The 15,108-nt window shown below is 72.8% G+C and carries 13 protein-coding genes and 1 pseudogene; 9 read left to right on the forward strand and 5 right to left on the reverse strand.

The window, feature by feature from the left end:
• From ACI379_RS04450 to ACI379_RS04470, 5 genes and pseudogenes are all read left to right on the forward strand, one after another.
• Nucleotides 1-200, forward strand: a pseudogene (locus ACI379_RS04450) (inositol-3-phosphate synthase); the annotation flags it as partial.
• Nucleotides 201-599: 399 nt separating this feature from the next.
• Nucleotides 600-1,355 (forward strand): PIG-L deacetylase family protein, encoded by a 756-nt coding sequence (locus ACI379_RS04455; protein WP_439790860.1) that lies wholly within the window; start codon nucleotides 600-602, stop codon nucleotides 1,353-1,355.
• 187 nt (nucleotides 1,356-1,542) lie between these two features.
• Nucleotides 1,543-1,698 carry a hypothetical protein gene (locus ACI379_RS04460; protein ID WP_439790862.1) on the forward strand — a complete coding sequence of 52 codons (156 nt, stop codon included), beginning with the start codon at nucleotides 1,543-1,545 and terminating at the stop codon, nucleotides 1,696-1,698.
• Nucleotides 1,699-1,792: 94 nt separating this feature from the next.
• Nucleotides 1,793-2,698, forward strand: a complete 906-nt coding sequence (locus ACI379_RS04465; protein ID WP_439790863.1) for a hypothetical protein — start codon at nucleotides 1,793-1,795, stop codon at nucleotides 2,696-2,698.
• On the forward strand, nucleotides 2,691-3,059 hold the full coding sequence (locus ACI379_RS04470) for a GntR family transcriptional regulator (RefSeq protein ID WP_439790864.1): 369 nt from the start codon (nucleotides 2,691-2,693) through the stop codon (nucleotides 3,057-3,059). Before ACI379_RS04465 ends, ACI379_RS04470 begins: the two co-directional genes overlap by 8 nt.
• A gap of 82 nt (nucleotides 3,060-3,141) precedes the next feature.
• Here ACI379_RS04470 and ACI379_RS04475 read toward each other — a convergent pair whose 3' ends face one another.
• From ACI379_RS04475 to ACI379_RS04490, 4 genes are all read right to left on the reverse strand, one after another.
• Nucleotides 3,142-4,623 carry a GntP family permease gene (locus ACI379_RS04475; RefSeq protein WP_439790865.1) on the reverse strand — a complete coding sequence of 494 codons (1,482 nt, stop codon included), beginning with the start codon at nucleotides 4,621-4,623 and terminating at the stop codon, nucleotides 3,142-3,144.
• Nucleotides 4,624-4,650: 27 nt separating this feature from the next.
• Nucleotides 4,651-5,190 carry a gluconokinase gene (locus ACI379_RS04480; protein ID WP_439790866.1) on the reverse strand — a complete coding sequence of 180 codons (540 nt, stop codon included), beginning with the start codon at nucleotides 5,188-5,190 and terminating at the stop codon, nucleotides 4,651-4,653.
• A 63-nt stretch (nucleotides 5,191-5,253) separates the two neighbouring features.
• The gene (locus ACI379_RS04485; RefSeq protein WP_439790867.1) at nucleotides 5,254-6,237 is read right to left on the reverse strand and encodes a 1-aminocyclopropane-1-carboxylate deaminase/D-cysteine desulfhydrase; all 984 of its coding nucleotides are present in this window, start codon (nucleotides 6,235-6,237) and stop codon (nucleotides 5,254-5,256) included.
• Nucleotides 6,234-6,704: an SRPBCC family protein gene (locus ACI379_RS04490; RefSeq protein ID WP_439790868.1), complete on the reverse strand. Its 471-nt coding sequence runs from the start codon at nucleotides 6,702-6,704 to the stop codon at nucleotides 6,234-6,236. The genes ACI379_RS04485 and ACI379_RS04490 overlap by 4 nt, the downstream gene beginning before the upstream one ends.
• A 130-nt stretch (nucleotides 6,705-6,834) precedes the next feature.
• On the opposite strand from ACI379_RS04490, the gene ACI379_RS04495 reads away from it, so the two are divergent.
• Nucleotides 6,835-8,541, forward strand: a complete 1,707-nt coding sequence (locus ACI379_RS04495; RefSeq protein WP_439790869.1) for a hypothetical protein — start codon at nucleotides 6,835-6,837, stop codon at nucleotides 8,539-8,541.
• Nucleotides 8,538-9,512, forward strand: a complete 975-nt coding sequence (locus ACI379_RS04500) for a hypothetical protein (protein ID WP_439790870.1) — start codon at nucleotides 8,538-8,540, stop codon at nucleotides 9,510-9,512. Before ACI379_RS04495 ends, ACI379_RS04500 begins: the two co-directional genes overlap by 4 nt.
• 31 nt (nucleotides 9,513-9,543) lie before the next feature.
• Here ACI379_RS04500 and ACI379_RS04505 read toward each other — a convergent pair whose 3' ends face one another.
• Nucleotides 9,544-11,004 carry a CCA tRNA nucleotidyltransferase gene (locus ACI379_RS04505; protein ID WP_439790871.1) on the reverse strand — a complete coding sequence of 487 codons (1,461 nt, stop codon included), beginning with the start codon at nucleotides 11,002-11,004 and terminating at the stop codon, nucleotides 9,544-9,546.
• A 52-nt stretch (nucleotides 11,005-11,056) separates the two neighbouring features.
• Here ACI379_RS04505 and ACI379_RS04510 point away from each other — a divergent pair, with 52 nt between their 5' ends.
• Entirely contained in the window at nucleotides 11,057-13,369 is a 2,313-nt protein-coding gene (locus tag ACI379_RS04510) for a DUF6049 family protein (protein ID WP_439790872.1), read from the forward strand.
• Complete coding sequence (gene murJ / locus ACI379_RS04515; RefSeq protein WP_439790873.1) at nucleotides 13,366-15,000, forward strand: murein biosynthesis integral membrane protein MurJ; 1,635 nt, start codon at nucleotides 13,366-13,368, stop codon at nucleotides 14,998-15,000. The genes ACI379_RS04510 and murJ overlap by 4 nt, the downstream gene beginning before the upstream one ends.
• Nucleotides 15,001-15,108 lie beyond the last annotated feature (108 nt).

Here is a 15,108-nt window from a genome sequence, read left to right on the forward strand (position 1 = left end):
AGTACAAGCTCGAGGTCTGGGACTCCCCCAACTCGGCCGGCATCATCATCGACGCGGTGCGCGCCGCCAAGATCGCCAAGGACCGCGGCGTGGGTGGCCCGATCATCCCCGCCTCGGCGTACCTGATGAAGTCCCCGCCGGTGCAGATCGAGGACACCGAGGGTCGCGAGCTCCTCGAGAAGTTCATCTCCGGCGAGTGAGCCGGAGCCCGGGGCGGTGGCACCGACAGGTGTCCCGGCCCGGGCGCAGGCGAGCTCGTCCATCGGGCTCGCCGAGTGAGCCGGAGCCCGGGGCGGTGGCACCGACAGGTGTCCCGGCCCGGGCGCAGGCGAGCTCGTCCCAGGGCCCCGTACCGCTTCGGTGGTGCGGGGCCCTTGGCGTTCCGCGGCGGGTCCTCTCCCACTGACCCCAAGTTGGGTCAGGTGACCCACTTTGGGGTCGGTGGGAGAGGGTGCGGCCGATTTGGGGTCACTGGGAGAGGTTCTGGCACCTCGTGAACCTCTCCGACCGTCCCCACGTTGGGCCGACCTCCAGGACCCCCACCTGGGGGGAGGCCGGCGGCCCGCCGGACGCCTAGGCTGACCAGCAGGAGGTTCCCCATGACCGATTCCCCGTCCGTACCCCGCCACCTGCCCGCGCTCCCGGACGCCGACTGGCAGCGGGTGCTGTGCATCGTGGCCCACCCCGACGACATGGAGTACGGCACGTCGGCCGCCGTACGCACGTGGACCCAGCGCGGCGTCGAGGTCGCGTACGTCCTGCTCACCGCGGGTGAGGCCGGCATGTCCGAGGCGCCGGAGGTGGTGGCGCCGATCCGGGCCGCCGAGCAGCGCGCCGCCTGCGACACCGTCGGCGTCAGCAGCCTCACGATCCTCGACCACCCCGACGGCATGCTGGTGCCCGACCTGTCCCTGCGCCGCAGCGTGGCGCGCGAGATCCGCCGGTTCCGTCCGGACGCCGTGGTGACGGGCGAGTTCGCGTTCGAGGCGTACGGCGGACTCAACCAGGCCGACCACCGGGCCGCCGGCCTCGCGGTCGTCGACGGGGTCCGCGACGCCGACAACACGTGGGTGTTCCGCGAGCTCGCCGAGGAGGAGGGGCTGCCCAAGTGGAGGACGAAGGCGCTGCTCGTGGCCGGCTCGGCCGAGGCCACCCACGCGCTGGCCGTCGACCGCGCCGCCGTCGACGCCTCGGTCGCCTCCCTGCAGTGTCACGAGGCGTACCTGCGTCACGTCGTCGGACACCCCGACCCGGCCGACTTCGTCCCCGAGATCCTCCGCGGCGGCGGGCTGGCCGCCGGCACCGAGTACGCCGTGCCGTTCCGGGTGTACGACCTGGGTGGGCTCGGCGGCTGACGGAGTTCGTCACAACAGGACGGTTTCCCCGCCTAAGCGGGGAAACCGACCTCGTGCGGGGGTTGCAACACCCACAACAGGTACGAATCCCCCCATCGATCCCCTCTCGCACCGCCGGACCGATGAGTTTCGCCCCGCCCGCTGGTCCAACCACCATCGACCCACCGACTTCCACCAGGAGCGCACCATGCGACAGCTGATCGTCACCACCTTCGTCACCGCCGACGGCGTCATGGAGGGGCCGGGCGGCGGCGACCACCCGCACGCGGGCTGGACGTTCAAGGACGTGGAGTTCGACCCGGCGGCGTACGAGATCAAGGGCACCGAGCGGCCCGTCCCCTGATCCGCCGTCTTGTGTCATTCAGTTGACACAAGACGGTGGCTCGTCCAGTCTTGTGCCAGTTGGTTGACACAAATCCGGTTCAAGGGGGCCTCCGGTGGCACTGCCGCTCTACCTGTTCATCCTGGTTGCGCTGCTCGGCGTCACGATCGTCGTGGTCGTGGCCGTCGCCGTCAGCCTGTCGCGCTCCGACCGCACCCCCGCCGGCGCGGAGGAGCGTGCCGTCCGCGGTGTACGACTCGCCGGTCTGGCCCTCGGCACCGCGGCCGCCGCCTGGGTGCTGCTCGAGCCGACCCCGTTCGACCGGGGGCTCGGCAGCGTCGCCGTGATCGCACCCCTGTGCCTGGGCGCGATCACGCTGCTCGGCGTGGTCGTCGGTGAGCTGGTCGTACGCCCCCGCTTCAACGACGGCCCCCGCACCGCGACCCTGCGCCCGCGCCGGGTGCGCGACCACCTGCCGCCGAAGCTGACCCGCCTGGTCGTCGCCGTCACCGTGGCGGGGGTGCTGCTGTGCGCGTACACGGCGCTCACCGCCAGCGCCGATGACATGGGCCGCGACGGCCGCTCCCTGGCCGCCCGGTGCAGCGCCACCGTGAGTGCCGCAAGCGGGCCGTACCCCGGCAGCTTCTACGTGCTGCCGTACCTCGCGGGGCTGGCCGTCGTCGCAGCGATCGCCGTCGTCGCAGCCCTGCGGATCACCCGTCGCACCCTGGGCTCCGACGCGCCCAGCGCCGACCGCTACCGCAGCACCGGCCTCACCGCGGTCGTCAGCGCGTACGGCCTGACGATGAGCGTCCCGCTCGCGGGCATAGCGCTGGTGGCCGGCACCGCGCTGCTGGGCCACGAGTGCCCGCAGACCGGCTGGAGGATCGTCGGCGTCTCGGCCCTCGTCGTGGCCCTGTGCGCCGCCGGGACCGCCCTGATCAGCCTGGTCGGCCTGCTCGCTCCGGCCACCCTCTCCTCGGCCGACGAGCCCGCGCGCGAGACGGCCACCCGTGCCTGAGCCACGCCTGCGGGTCGACCCCGACGACCCCACTCCCGCCTTCGAGCAGGTACGCCGCGGCGTGCGCGACCTGGTCGCGACGGGCGCGCTGCGCCCCGGGGACCGCCTCCCGCCGCTGCGCCAGCTGGCCGGCGACCTGGGGCTGGCCGTGGGGACGGTGGCCCGGGCGTACGCCGAGCTCGAGCAGGAGGGGCTGCTGGTCTCGCGCCGGGGCGCAGGCACCCGGGTGGCCGCCGGCGTCCTGGTCGCCGGGCACGAAGTGCTGGACCGGCTGGCCCGCGACTACCTGGAGCGGACCCGGGCGGTCGGGCTCCCCGACGACGAGGCGCTCGAGGCCGTACGGCGACTCTCCCGCGGGTGACCTGACGCGCCCCGCATCCCGGGCGCAGGTAGATCCGCACCTGGACTCATCGGTCGACACCAACGCTCGTGGAAACGCCTCGCTAGACGACCAGCGACACGAGCATCACGAACGCGAACCCGACGACGGCGATCGCGGTCTCCAGCACGGACCACGACTTCAGGGTCTGACCGATGGTGAGGCCGAAGTACTCCTTGACCAGCCAGAACCCGGCGTCGTTGACGTGGGAGAAGAAGACCGAACCGCAGCCGATGGCCAGGACCAGCAGCGCCAGGTGCGGGCTGGACAGGTCGGCGGCCAGGCCGCTGACGATGCCCGAGGCGGTGATGGTGGCGACCGTCGCCGACCCGGTGGCGAGCCGTACGCCGACCGCGACCAGCCAACCGAGCAGCAGCACGTTGAAGCCCGCGTCGGCCGCCCAGTGCCCGATCACGTCGCCCACGCCCGCGTCGACCAGCATCTGCTTGAACCCGCCGCCGGCGGCCACGATCAGCAGGATCGAGGCGACGCCCGGCAGGCCGGCGCCCAGGCTGGAGGAGACCTCCGTACGGCTCATCCCGATGCCGAAGCCGAGGAAGACCATCGAGGCGAGCACGGCCAGCAGCAGCGCCACCGACGGCGTACCGATGAAGACGAGCACCTTCTGCAGGCCGTTCTCGGGGTCGTCGATGGCGAGCTCGGCGATCGCGCGGGCCAGCATCAGCAGCACCGGCAGCAGGATGCAGAAGACGGCAGCGGCGAAGCTCGGCCGGCGCCACCCCGTCGAGGCGGCGGCGTCCCCCGGCTCGTCCGCGGCGGTCGCCGACGCGTGGCTCCCCGCACCCGCCGACGACGCGCCGTCGGCCTCCGCCGCGAGGTGCTTGGCCCCCTGCTCGGCGGCCGTCCCGCCGCCACCGCCGGCGAGCACCGCGTGAGCCCGGATCGGCACCCACCGCTCGACCAGCACGGCCAGCAGCGGGCCACAGACGACCAGGGTGGGTACGGCGATGAGCAGGCCCAGCATCAGCGTCAGCCCGAGGTCCGCGTCGAGGTTGTCGATCGCGACCAGGGGGCCGGGGTGCGGCGGCACCAGTCCGTGCAGGATCGACAGGCCGGCCAGGGCGGGTACGGCCACCCGCATCACGGGCACGCCGGTGCGCAGGGCCACCAGGATGACGACGGGGACGACCAGCACCACGCCGACCTCGAAGAAGAGCGGCAGTCCCAGCAGCGCCGCGATGAGGGCCATCGCCCACGGGAGCCCCCGCGCCCCCACCTTCGACACGATGGTGTCGACGATCGCGGAGCTGCCCTGGGAGTCGGCCAGGATCTGGCCGACCATCGCGCCCAGCGCGATCAGGAGCCCGACCGACCCGACGGTGCCGCCGAACCCGCCGGTGAAGCTGGTGACGATGTCGGCCGGTGCCACGCCGGCGACGCCGCCCATGACGGCGGCGCCGAGGATCAGACCGATGAAGGGGTGGAACTTCGCCCACACGATGAGCAGCACCACGGCGGCGATGCCCAGCAGTGCGGCGATCAGGAGGCGGGTGTCAGAGGCGTCTGTCAGCGGTTCCAGGTCCACGGTTTCCTCCTTGCCGGCCCGTACGGGTCAGAGTTCTGTGGGGGCTCGTTCTGCGGTGGCCCGCTCGAGGCCGAGTGCCTCGGCGGCGCGGCGCACCACCTCGTCGGGGGTGGCGTCGATGGGGACGCGGACGCCGGGCTCGTCGGCCTCCAGCGGCTCCAACGTCTCGTACTGGCTGTGCAGCAGGCTCGGCGGCATGAAGTGGTCGGTACGCGCCGCGACGCGTTCGGCGACCAGGTCCTCGCCCGCGACCAGGTGGCAGAACCGCACGCTCGGGCGGCCCTCGCGCAGCAGGTCCCGGTAGGACCGGCGCAGGGCCGAGCAGGTGATGACGGCGGAGCGGCCCTCGGCCGCCTCGGCGCTGATCCAGTCGCCGATCGAGCGCAGCCACGGCCAACGGTCCTCGTCGGTGAGCGGGACGCCGGAGGCCATCTTGTCGACGTTGGCCTGCGGGTGGAACTGGTCGCCCTCGGCGAGGTCCCAGCCGGTGATCCGGGCAAGGCCCTCGGCGACGGTGGTCTTGCCCACCCCCGAGACTCCCATGACGATCACGTGGTCCGGCCGCACCTCTCGCACGCTACCCGGTCGGCTCCTCGCAGCGGAACAGCCAACCGACCCGGGCGGGTCCGCTCAGCGCGGGCCGTGCGTGTTGAGCCACAGCACCGGACCGGCCAGGCTCTCCCCCAGGTCGGCGATCGCGGCCAGCGCCTTGCCGGTGTAGACCGGCTCCAGCTCCATCCCCTGCTCGGCCGCGGCCGCGACCATCGCGACCGAGGCCGGGGTCGGGTCGCCGTACGTCGCCCCCAGCCAGTCGTCGCGGGCGTCGAGGTCCGGCACGGTCAGCGTCGGCACGTCGGTGGCGCCGCGCTCGCGCATCAGGTCGCCGGTGGCGTTGGCGAGGCGTACGAGGACCGGTGCGTCCAGCGGGAAGGAGTCGTTGACCACGGCCCCGAGCACCCGGGTACGCAGCCCGGCGAGGCGGAAGCCCAGCGCCAGACCGGCGACGGTGCCGCCGGAGCCGACCGGGACCACGCAGGTGCCGGGCTCGGGGAGCAGCCCCGCGGCGACCTGCTCGGCGACCTCGAGGGCGACGTCGACGTAGGCGAGGGTGCCGACCGCGTTGGAGCCGCCGGCGGGCAGGTACCAGGGCAGGCGCGGGCGGCCGCCGCCGAAGGAGTGACGGGCCAGGATCAGCGGTGCGGCGGCGGTGAGGCGCTGGGTCGAGGTGAAGCGGTGGATCCGGGCACCGGAGGCCTGCAGCCGCGCCCACTGCTCGCGCACGTGGTCGTCGACGGGCTGGTCGACCAGGCCCAGGACGGTCTCGAGGCCGTGCTCGGCGCCGTACCGGGCGCAGGCGAGACCCCAGTGGGTGCCGATCCCGCCGACGGTGAAGACGCGTCGCACGCCGCGCCGGTGCGCCTCGGGGATGATCCACTCGAGCTTGCGGACCTTGTTGCCGGCCCACGCGCCGTCACCGAAGGTGTTCTCCTCCTTGCACCACACCTCGCCGACCAGCCCGGGCAGCTCGAGCCGCCGGACGCCGGTGGGGGCGGAGCCCAGCACCGTACGACCCAGGTCGAGCCCGGGCCAGCGCCGGTGCAGGCCGGAGGTCACTGCTCGCACTCCTCCTTGATGCGGCGCAGCGTCTCGCGCATGCCGTCGACCAGCTCGGCGCCGAACGCGTCCTGCCCCCCGAAGGCGACCTTGGTCAGCCGCAGCGAGATCTGGCTGATGCCGTCCGGCACGACCCGCTCGTGGACGACCCGGGTGCCGCCGTCATCGGTGGGCGTCAGCGTGTACGACCAGATCGACTTGTTCTCCTTGATCCGGAACGCGATCTCCTCGTACGGGGTGAACCGCACGACCTTGGACTGGGTGGGCCACGCCTGCCAGCCGCGCCGGTTGATGTTGACCAGCTGGCTGCCCAGCCGCACCGGGCCGGGCGTACGCAGGAAGCTGCGCCACACCTGCGGGCTCCACCGTGACATCCGCGGCAGGTCCTGAACCAGCGCCCAGACGCGCTCCGGGGGTGCGGCGATCTCGATCGTCTCCGACAACAGGGGCGCGACGGTCTCAGGCATGGCGCCAGCGTAGGGCCTGACGCACCCCGACCGCCGTCGCCCACCAGCGATTACGGTGAGGCCCATCCGGGTAGGTGGGCGGACGGCGACGGGTGCCGGGCGCCCGGCCCGGAGGAACGCAGGGGGACGGATGGACTGGTTGGCGACGGTGCGCGCGGTGCACGAGCGGATCACCGTGGGCGACGCGCCCTCGCTGAAGGCCCTCAGCGAGGACGCCAACACCCTGGTCGACCAGCTGATCGAGGTCGAGGAGCTCATCACCCTTGCCCGCAGCTCCCCCCACTGGGTCGGGCTCGGCTCCCGCTTCTTCTCCACCCGTTCGTGGGGCGCGCTGGTCCTGACCCAGGTCGCCCGCCAGCGGCTCAACAGCTACTCGCTCATCCTCGGGTACGTGAGCGCCTCGCTGGAGAAGGCCGACACGTACATCAGCGAGCTGCTGCCCAAGGCCGAGGCGCACGAGGAGAAGATCCAGCAGCAGGCGGCGACGGAGGCGGACCCGGACGCCATCCTGCACCTGCAGGGTCTGGCCTTCGCCGCAGCGGCCAAGATCTGCGAGGCGAACCTCAACGAGGCGTACACGACCGCTCGCGGGGTGCTCACCCCCGAGTCGTTCAGCGACGAGGAGCGGGCCTGGCTCGAGGACGGGAAGGTCGAGTCGATGCAGCACCTCCTCGACGGCCCCAACCGGCAGGGCCCCGCGATCCCCGACATCTTCGGGGGCGGCCTGTCCACCGCCGACTGGATCCCCCAGGGCCTGGCCCACGACCCGGGCACCGGCTACACGTACCAGACGAGCTACACCAAGGACGGTCGCGCGCTGCTGTCGATCATCGACCCGGAGACCGGCAAGCAGATCACCTCCGTCGAGCTCGGCGGCAACCCGCCGCCCGACCACGCCGGCGGGGTCTCCGTGCACGACGGCACCGTGTGGGTGAGCTCGTCCACCAAGCCGCCGACCGTCATCCCGTACTCGCTCGCGGAGCTGCAGAACGCCGGGCCGTACACGACGGTCCCGCCCAAGGCTGACCCCACCGTCGTCGGCGGCGGGGCCTACCACACGGTCGTGGGCAACACGATGTACGCGGGGACGTTCGAGGAGCACGGCCCCGGCCAGATGTTCACCTACCAGTGGGACGGCAGCGGCTGGGTGAAGTCCGGCGGCCCCTTCACCACGCCGCAGCAGACCCAGGGCATCGCGGTGCAGGGCGACCAGATCGTCTTCAGCACCTCCTACGGCCGGGGCAACGAGGGTGACCTGCAGACGTACTCGCTCTCGGACGTGCTGGGCACCGACGGCGACGGTGGCCTCCCCGACCCGTCGCACCAGGTCGACCTGCCCACCATGGCCGAGGGCATCGCGCTGGGACCGGACGGCCTCCTGACCACCTTCGAGTCGGGCGCGCAGCACTACAGCACCAACCCCAAGGGCGAGGACCTGTGGGCCTCGCTCAACATGACGATCACCCCGTACTCGGCGCTGGGACTCAGCGGCGCGGACGGCCAGCTCGAGGTCGACCCCCCGAGCCTGCACGAGGCGGTGAAGCTGCTCCACCAGGCTGAGGACCGGCTCTCCGGCGTGCGCGACACGGTCAACGCCTTCCACGTGGGCGGCTGGGCGTTGGGAACCGTGAGCGGTGCCAGCCCGCTGCGGACCGCCGTCAACGACCACGCCGACGTCTCCGCCGACTGGGTCCGCTCGGCGCGACGCAGCACCGAGGCCTCGGCCGAGGCGACCAAGTCGGCGGCCGACTTCATGGAGAGCGCCGAGGACGTGGTGCGCGACGCGTTCGCCAAGGGTTCGGACCTGCTCGGCACGCTCAAGGACCGGCTCTCGTGACCCGCCGCCGCCCCGCCCTGACGGCCCTCCTGCTGCTGCCCGCGCTGGCCGCCTGCGGGGAGGACGCGCCCGAACCGGTCGAGCCGGAGACGCACCTGGTGGAGTACGCGGCCGCCGCCGACTGGCCCCAGGTCGACGAGCCGCGTCCCTCGACGGGCCTGGCGTTCCTGGAGCGCGGCGAGGCCCACCTGGCCGACGGGACGACGATCCGCACCGGCCCCGCCCGGGAGTTCACGCTCGCGGGCACGGGCGTCTGGTTCGTCGACGACGGCGACGACACCCTCGCCTACGCGACTGCCGACGGCGTCACGGAGTTCGACGTCACACCGCTGCCGGGCACGCTGCGCAGCTCGGTCGACGGCCGGTACCTCGCCTTCCTGCACCGTCCCACCGACGTGGCCGTCGCGGTCGTCGTCGACCTCGGCACCGGGCAGGAGGTCGTCTCCAGCAGCCGCGGCATGGGCGACCCCGACGACGACCTCGAGGACCTGTACGAGGACGCCACCCCGGAGGTGCTGGGGGTCGTGGACGGCGAGGCGTTCGTGGCGACACCCTCCGAGACGCTGCGCTACGACCTCGGCACCGGCGTCGTCTCCGTCGACGAGCGCGCCGCCGAGGGCACCGAGTGGTACCGCGCGGCGTACCCCGACGACGCCGCGAGCAACCCCGCCGGCACCTGGTCGTACGACCCCCGCGCCGCGTACGTCGACGCCCTGCTGGTCTCCGACGAGGTCGAGGTGGCGCCGCACGTGACCGGGCCGGACGCCGCCCTTGGGGACTACGTCATCGACCTGCGCGGCTGGCTCGACGACCGCACGGCCGTGGGGATCGCCTCCAACCTCGACCTGGGGGTGGACGCGCTGGTGACCTGTCGCGTGCCGTCGGGGGCCTGCACCCCGCTCAGCGGGTTCGGGACGGTGCTCGTCCCCAACGACGTCGAGACGTCGCCGACCCTGGTGCGGCGCTCCTGACGCACCGGGGGCGTCAGCCCACCGGCCGGGCTCAGGCCTGCTCGGACTCCCGCTGCGCCCACCAGGCGCGCAGCGCCGCCTCGGCGGCCTCCGGAGTCTGGGGACCCTCGTCCATGCGCAGCTCCAGCAGGAACGCGTACGCCTCGCCGACCACCCGGCTCGGCCCGATGCCCAGGATCTCCATGATCCGGGTGCCGTCGAGGTCGGGCCGGATCGAGGCGAGCTCCTCGGCCTCCGAGAGCCGGGCGATGCGCTCCTCGAGCGAGTCGTACGTGCGCCGCAGCCGCTCCGCCTTGCGCTTGTTGCGCGTCGTGCAGTCGGCGCGGGTCAGGATGTGCAGCCGCTCCACCTGGTCGCCGGCGTCGCGGACGTAGCGCCGCACCGCGGAGTCGGTCCACTCGCCCGAGCCGTACCCGTGGAAGCGCAGGTGCAGCTCGACCAGCTTGGAGACCGCGTCGATCTCGTCGTTGGAGAACCGCAGCGCCTTCATCCGCTTGCGGGTCAGCTTGGCGCCGACCACGTCGTGGTGGTGGAACGTGACCACGCCGCCGGCCTCGAACCTGCGGGTGCGCGGCTTGCCGACGTCGTGCATGAGCGCCGCGAACCGGGCCACGAAGTCGGGACCCTCGCCGAGCCGGTGCTCCAGGTCGATGGTCTGCTCCAGCACCGTGAGGGTGTGCTCGTACACGTCCTTGTGCGAGTGGTGCTCGTCGCGCTCGAGGGCCAGCGCGGGCAGCTCGGGCAGCACGTGGTCGGCCAGCCCGGTCTCGACGAGCAGGGTGAGCCCCAGACGCGGGTACGGGGCGCAGACCAGCTTCACCAGCTCGTCGCGGACCCGCTCGGCCGAGATGATCTCGATCCGGGCGGCCATCTCCGTCATCGCGGTGACCACCTCGGGCGCCGGGGTGAACCCGAGCTGGGCAGCGAAGCGGGCCGCGCGCATCATCCGCAGCGGGTCGTCGGAGAAGCTCATCTCGGGCGTGCCGGGGGTGCGCAGGGTGCGGTGAGCCAGGTCGACCAGCCCGCCGTACGGGTCCTCGAACTGGCGCCCGGGGACGGAGACCGCCATCGCGTTGACGGTGAAGTCGCGGCGACCGAGGTCGCCGACGAGGGTGTCGCCGAAGTTGACCTCGGGCTTGCGGGAGTCGGGGTCGTAGCTCTCGGAGCGGTACGTGGTGATCTCGATGTCCCACTCGCCCTTGCGACACCCGATCGTCCCGAACGCGCGGCCCATGTCCCAGGTCGCCTCGGCCCACCCCTTGAGGAGCCGTTCGGTCACCTCGGGCCGGGCGGAGGTGGTGAAGTCCAGGTCGCTCTGGAGCCTGCCGAGCATCGCGTCGCGCACCGGGCCGCCGACCAGCGCCAGCTCCTCGCCGGCGGCGGCGAACCGCGCACCGAGCTCGTCGATGACCGGACCGATCCGGTCGAGCTCGGCGCCGACACGGCGCTGGACCTCGACGATCTGGAGCGGGGCGAAGGATGCGTCGGACACGACAGGCCACTCTACGGTCCGGGGCCGGGGACCGAGCAACTAGAGTCGCACCGTGCCCCGTCGCTCCCGGTTCCGTCGCGCCCTCGTGTCGACGGCTGCCGGGCGCGGACCACGGCCCGTACGCCACCTCGTCGCGCTCGCACTGCTGCTGACCCTGGTCACCGCGCCGCTGCTGGCGGCCCTGCAGAGCGTCGCGCTCCCCGCGTCCGCCGCGGCCAAGCCGCGCGCCGCGGAGGCCGACCCGCTGCTGGTCCACATCGACCAGGTCCCCGACACGATCCCGGCGTCCGGCACGTTCCGCGTGGACGGGACGGTCACCAACAACACCGACGAGCAGTGGCTGGCGATCAACCTGCACCTGTTCAACTCCTCGGTCCCGCTCGCCAACGCCGACCTGCTGGCGGAGTCCGCGGCCCAGGACCCCAACGAGTACTTCGGCGACCGGATCACCGAGACCGGCTCGTTCGCGCGGGTCGAGGTCCTCGAGCCGGGCCAGTCGGCCTCGTTCCGGATCACGGTCACCGTCGAGCAGATGGGCCTGGTGGGCGCACAGGCCGGCGTCTACTCCGTCGGCGTGCACGCGTTCGGCGACTCCAGCACCCCCCGCGACACGGTCGCCGACGGGCGCGCCCGCACCTTCGTACCCGTGGTCGACCCCGGCAAGCGCCAGGTGGAGGTCTCGGTCGTCGTCCCCGTCCGCGGGGAGATCTGGTTCACCCCCGAGGGCCGCCTCGACCGCGTCGAGCGCTGGAAGCGGTCGCTCTCGCCGGGCGGGCGCCTGCACACGCTGCTCGAGCTCGACGACGCCGACGTGAGCGTCTCCTGGCTGGTCGACCCCGCCGTGCTGGCGGCCGTCAGCCGGCTCGCGGCCGGCAACCCGGCGCGCAGCAGCGACCCCGTCGACTCTCCCACCGAGAGCCCCGGGACCGACGACCCGTCCCCGACCGGCACCACCTCCCCGTCCTCGCCCGACACCGGGACCCCGTCGTGGGAGGAGGACGCACGGGTCACCCCCGTGCACCCGCCGCTCCCCGAGGGCACCGAGCTCAGCGAGGCTGAGGCCGAGGTCGCCCAGGTCGCCACCGACTGGCTCGCCGAGTTCCGTGACGTCACCGAGGGCGGCGACGTGCTCGCGCTCCCGTACGGCGACGTCGACGTCTCCGCCGCCGCCAGGCACCAGCCCGGCACGGTGGCCGCCGCGGTCAAGCGCAGCAAGGAGGTGATGGACCTCCTCGAGATCCCCTCGCGTTCGGCGATCGCGCCGCGCACCGGGCTGCTCTCCGCGGAGGCCGCCGCCACGGTTCCCGAGGACACCCTCGTCCTGCTCTCCGACACCGCCTTCACCCTCGCCCCCTCCGCGCCCGACGGCGTGGTCGACCTGGCGGGCCGGACCACGGTCGTGACCAGTGCCGCCGCGGCCACCGGTGGCCCGGGTCCGACCACCGCCACCGACCCGCTGGCCCTGCGCCAGCGGCTGGTGAGCGAGGCCGCGCTGCGGCTCACCTCCGACGAACCCTCGCCGGTCGTGCTGGTGCTGCCGTCCGGGTGGACGCCCGAGGACCCGTCCCGTCTGCTGGAGGGCATCGAGTCGAGGTGGCTGTCCGTCGCCCCGGTCCGCTCGCTCGCCGTCAACCAGACGAAGCCGGTCAGCACGGACCAGCTGAGCTACTCCGAGTCCGACGCCGAGGAGGAGCTGCCCGAGTACGTCTTCTCCCGGGCCAAGGACCTCACCAAGGCGGCCGAGCTGTTCGAGAACGTCCTGACCCGCCTCACGACCGTCGTCGGCCAGGCCTCCGACGAGGCGTACGTCTCCGTCTCCGAGGGCCGGCGTGCCAACCCGCAGGACTCCGCGCTGCACCTGTCCGACACCGCCCGCACGTTCTTCGAGCAGTTGACCCGGATCACCGTGGAGGTGCCGCGGGCCATCACGCTGACCAGCGCCTCGGGCACGGTCGGCGCCACCATCGTCAACGGGATCGACCAGCCGGTCACGGTGCGCCTGGCGACCACGTCCGACGACGGGCTGGAGATCGACGACGCCGGGGAGGTCCAGATCGCCCCGGGCGCGCGGCACCGGCTCCTGCTCAACGTGCGCGCCACCCGCCAGGGGCGCCACGACGTGCACCTGCTGGTGACCAGCGTCGACGGGGTGCCGCTCGGTGCGCAGACCTCGCTCCCGCTGCGCTCCTCCATCATCAGCGACAAGGTGTGGGGCGCGCTGGCGACCGCTGCCGGCCTGCTCTTCGTCACCGTCACCTACCGGATCGTGCGGCGCATCCGCGGCGTCCGGGCCGGTGACCCCGTACGACCGCCGCTCCCCGGCGACGACCCCGCGCCGGAGCCTGAGCCGGAGGAGCAGCCGTGAGCGACAGCCGGATCCTCTCCTCCAGCGCCGTCATGGCGGCCGGGACGATGGTGTCGCGCGCCTCGGGCTACCTGCGCACGCTGCTGCTGGTCGCGGCGCTGGGCGCCTCGACGCACGCCGACATCTTCAACCTCGCCAACACCGTGCCGAACATGGTCTACATCCTGGTCGCCGGCGGCATCTTCAACGCCGTCCTGGTGCCCCAGCTGGTGCGGAGCATGAAGAACGACGAGGACGGCGGCGAGGCGTACGCCAACCGCGTCATCACGCTCGCGGCGCTCTTCCTCGGCCTCGTCACGGTCGTGCTGGTCGTCGCCGCCCCGCAGGTGATGTCGATCTTCCTCGACGCCCGCTGGGACCGCCCCGACATGGCCGCCCAGCGCGAGTCCATCAACGCGTTCGCGCGCTACTGCCTGCCGCAGGTCTTCTTCTACGGCATGTTCGTGCTGGTCGGGCAGGTCCTCAACGCGCGCGGCCGGTTCGGGCCGATGATGTGGGCGCCGATCGCCAACAACGTCATCTCGGTCGGCGTGCTGCTGGTCTACCTGCTGGTCTTCGGCAAGGCCACCGGCGACGAGCGCTTCGGCGCCTTCAGTCCCGCCCAGGAGGCCGTGCTCGGCATCGGCTCGACGCTCGGCATCGCCGTGCAGTTCCTCGTGCTGCTGCCGTACCTGCGCTCCGCCGGGTTCCGGTACCGGCCGCGCACCGACTTCCGCAACGCCGGCCTGGGGCACACGCTGCGTCTGGGCGTGTGGACGGTGCTGTTCGTGCTGGCCAACCAGGTCGCGTACACGGTGGTGGCCCGGCTCGCCTCGTCGGGCACCGTGGACTCCGCCGAGGGCACCGGATACACCGTCTACTCCAGCGCCTTCATGATCATGATGGTCCCGCACGCGATCATCACCGTCTCGCTGGCCACCGCGCTGCTCCCGCTGCTGTCCAAGCAGGCCGCCGACGGGGACCTGCGCTCGCTCGGCACCTCGCTGGCCTCCGGGCTGCGCAACTCGCTGGTCGTGGTGATCCCGTTCGTGATGCTCATCCCGGTGGTCAGCCGGGACGTGGCGAGCGTGCTGTTCGAGTGGGGCGCCGGCGCGGACTCCTCGAGCCTCTTCGCCCCGTCCCTGGTGGTCTTCGCCCCGGGGCTGCTCTTCTTCACCTTCCACTACTTCATGCTCCGCGGCTTCTACGCCCTCGAGCAGACCCGCACCGCCTTCCTCGTGCAGCTCGTGATCGCGGCGGTCAACATCGTGATGGCGCTCCTGCTGGTGGGTCGCGCCAACCCGGCCAGCACCGCACCCGCGCTGGCGATGGCGTACGGCTGCGCCTACCTCGTCGGCGCGGCGATCTCGTACGCCACGCTGGCCCGCCAGCTGGGCACCCTGGACTCGGGCGTCCTGGTGCGGTTCCTCGTACGGATGCTGCTGGCCGGCGCGGTCGGGACCGCCGTGGCCTGGGCGCTCAACCTCGGCCTGACCGAGGTGGACCTCGACGGCAAGGCGTGGTCCCTGGTGCGCGGCGGCACCGTCGCCCTGGTCGGTCTGACCATCACCCTCGCGCTCGCCCGGGCGATGCGGGTGCGCGAGGTGACGGCCGTTCTCAACACGGTCACAGCACGCCTGCGCCGCTCGTGAATCCGCCTACGATGGGCCGAGGAGACCGCAGCTGGTGGGGAGCGAGGTGAGCGGGTGGGCACGTCACTGAACGCCGGCGACCGCCTGGCCGGCCGCTACGTGCTCTCC

Source organism: Nocardioides sp., assembly GCF_051876515.1.
In the GTDB taxonomy this organism is placed as follows: domain Bacteria; phylum Actinomycetota; class Actinomycetes; order Propionibacteriales; family Nocardioidaceae; genus Nocardioides.

Bases quoted from the DNA above. Each gene is read 5' to 3' on its own strand.
- ACI379_RS04460 (WP_439790862.1), top strand. From the start codon at position 1,543: ATGCGACAGCTGATCGTCACCACCTTCGTCACCGCCGACGGCGTCATG.
- ACI379_RS04490 (WP_439790868.1), bottom strand. From the start codon at position 6,704: ATGCCTGAGACCGTCGCGCCCCTGTTGTCGGAGACGATCGAGATCGCC.
- ACI379_RS04455 (WP_439790860.1), top strand. From the start codon at position 600: ATGACCGATTCCCCGTCCGTACCCCGCCACCTGCCCGCGCTCCCGGAC.
- ACI379_RS04495 (WP_439790869.1), top strand. From the start codon at position 6,835: ATGGACTGGTTGGCGACGGTGCGCGCGGTGCACGAGCGGATCACCGTG.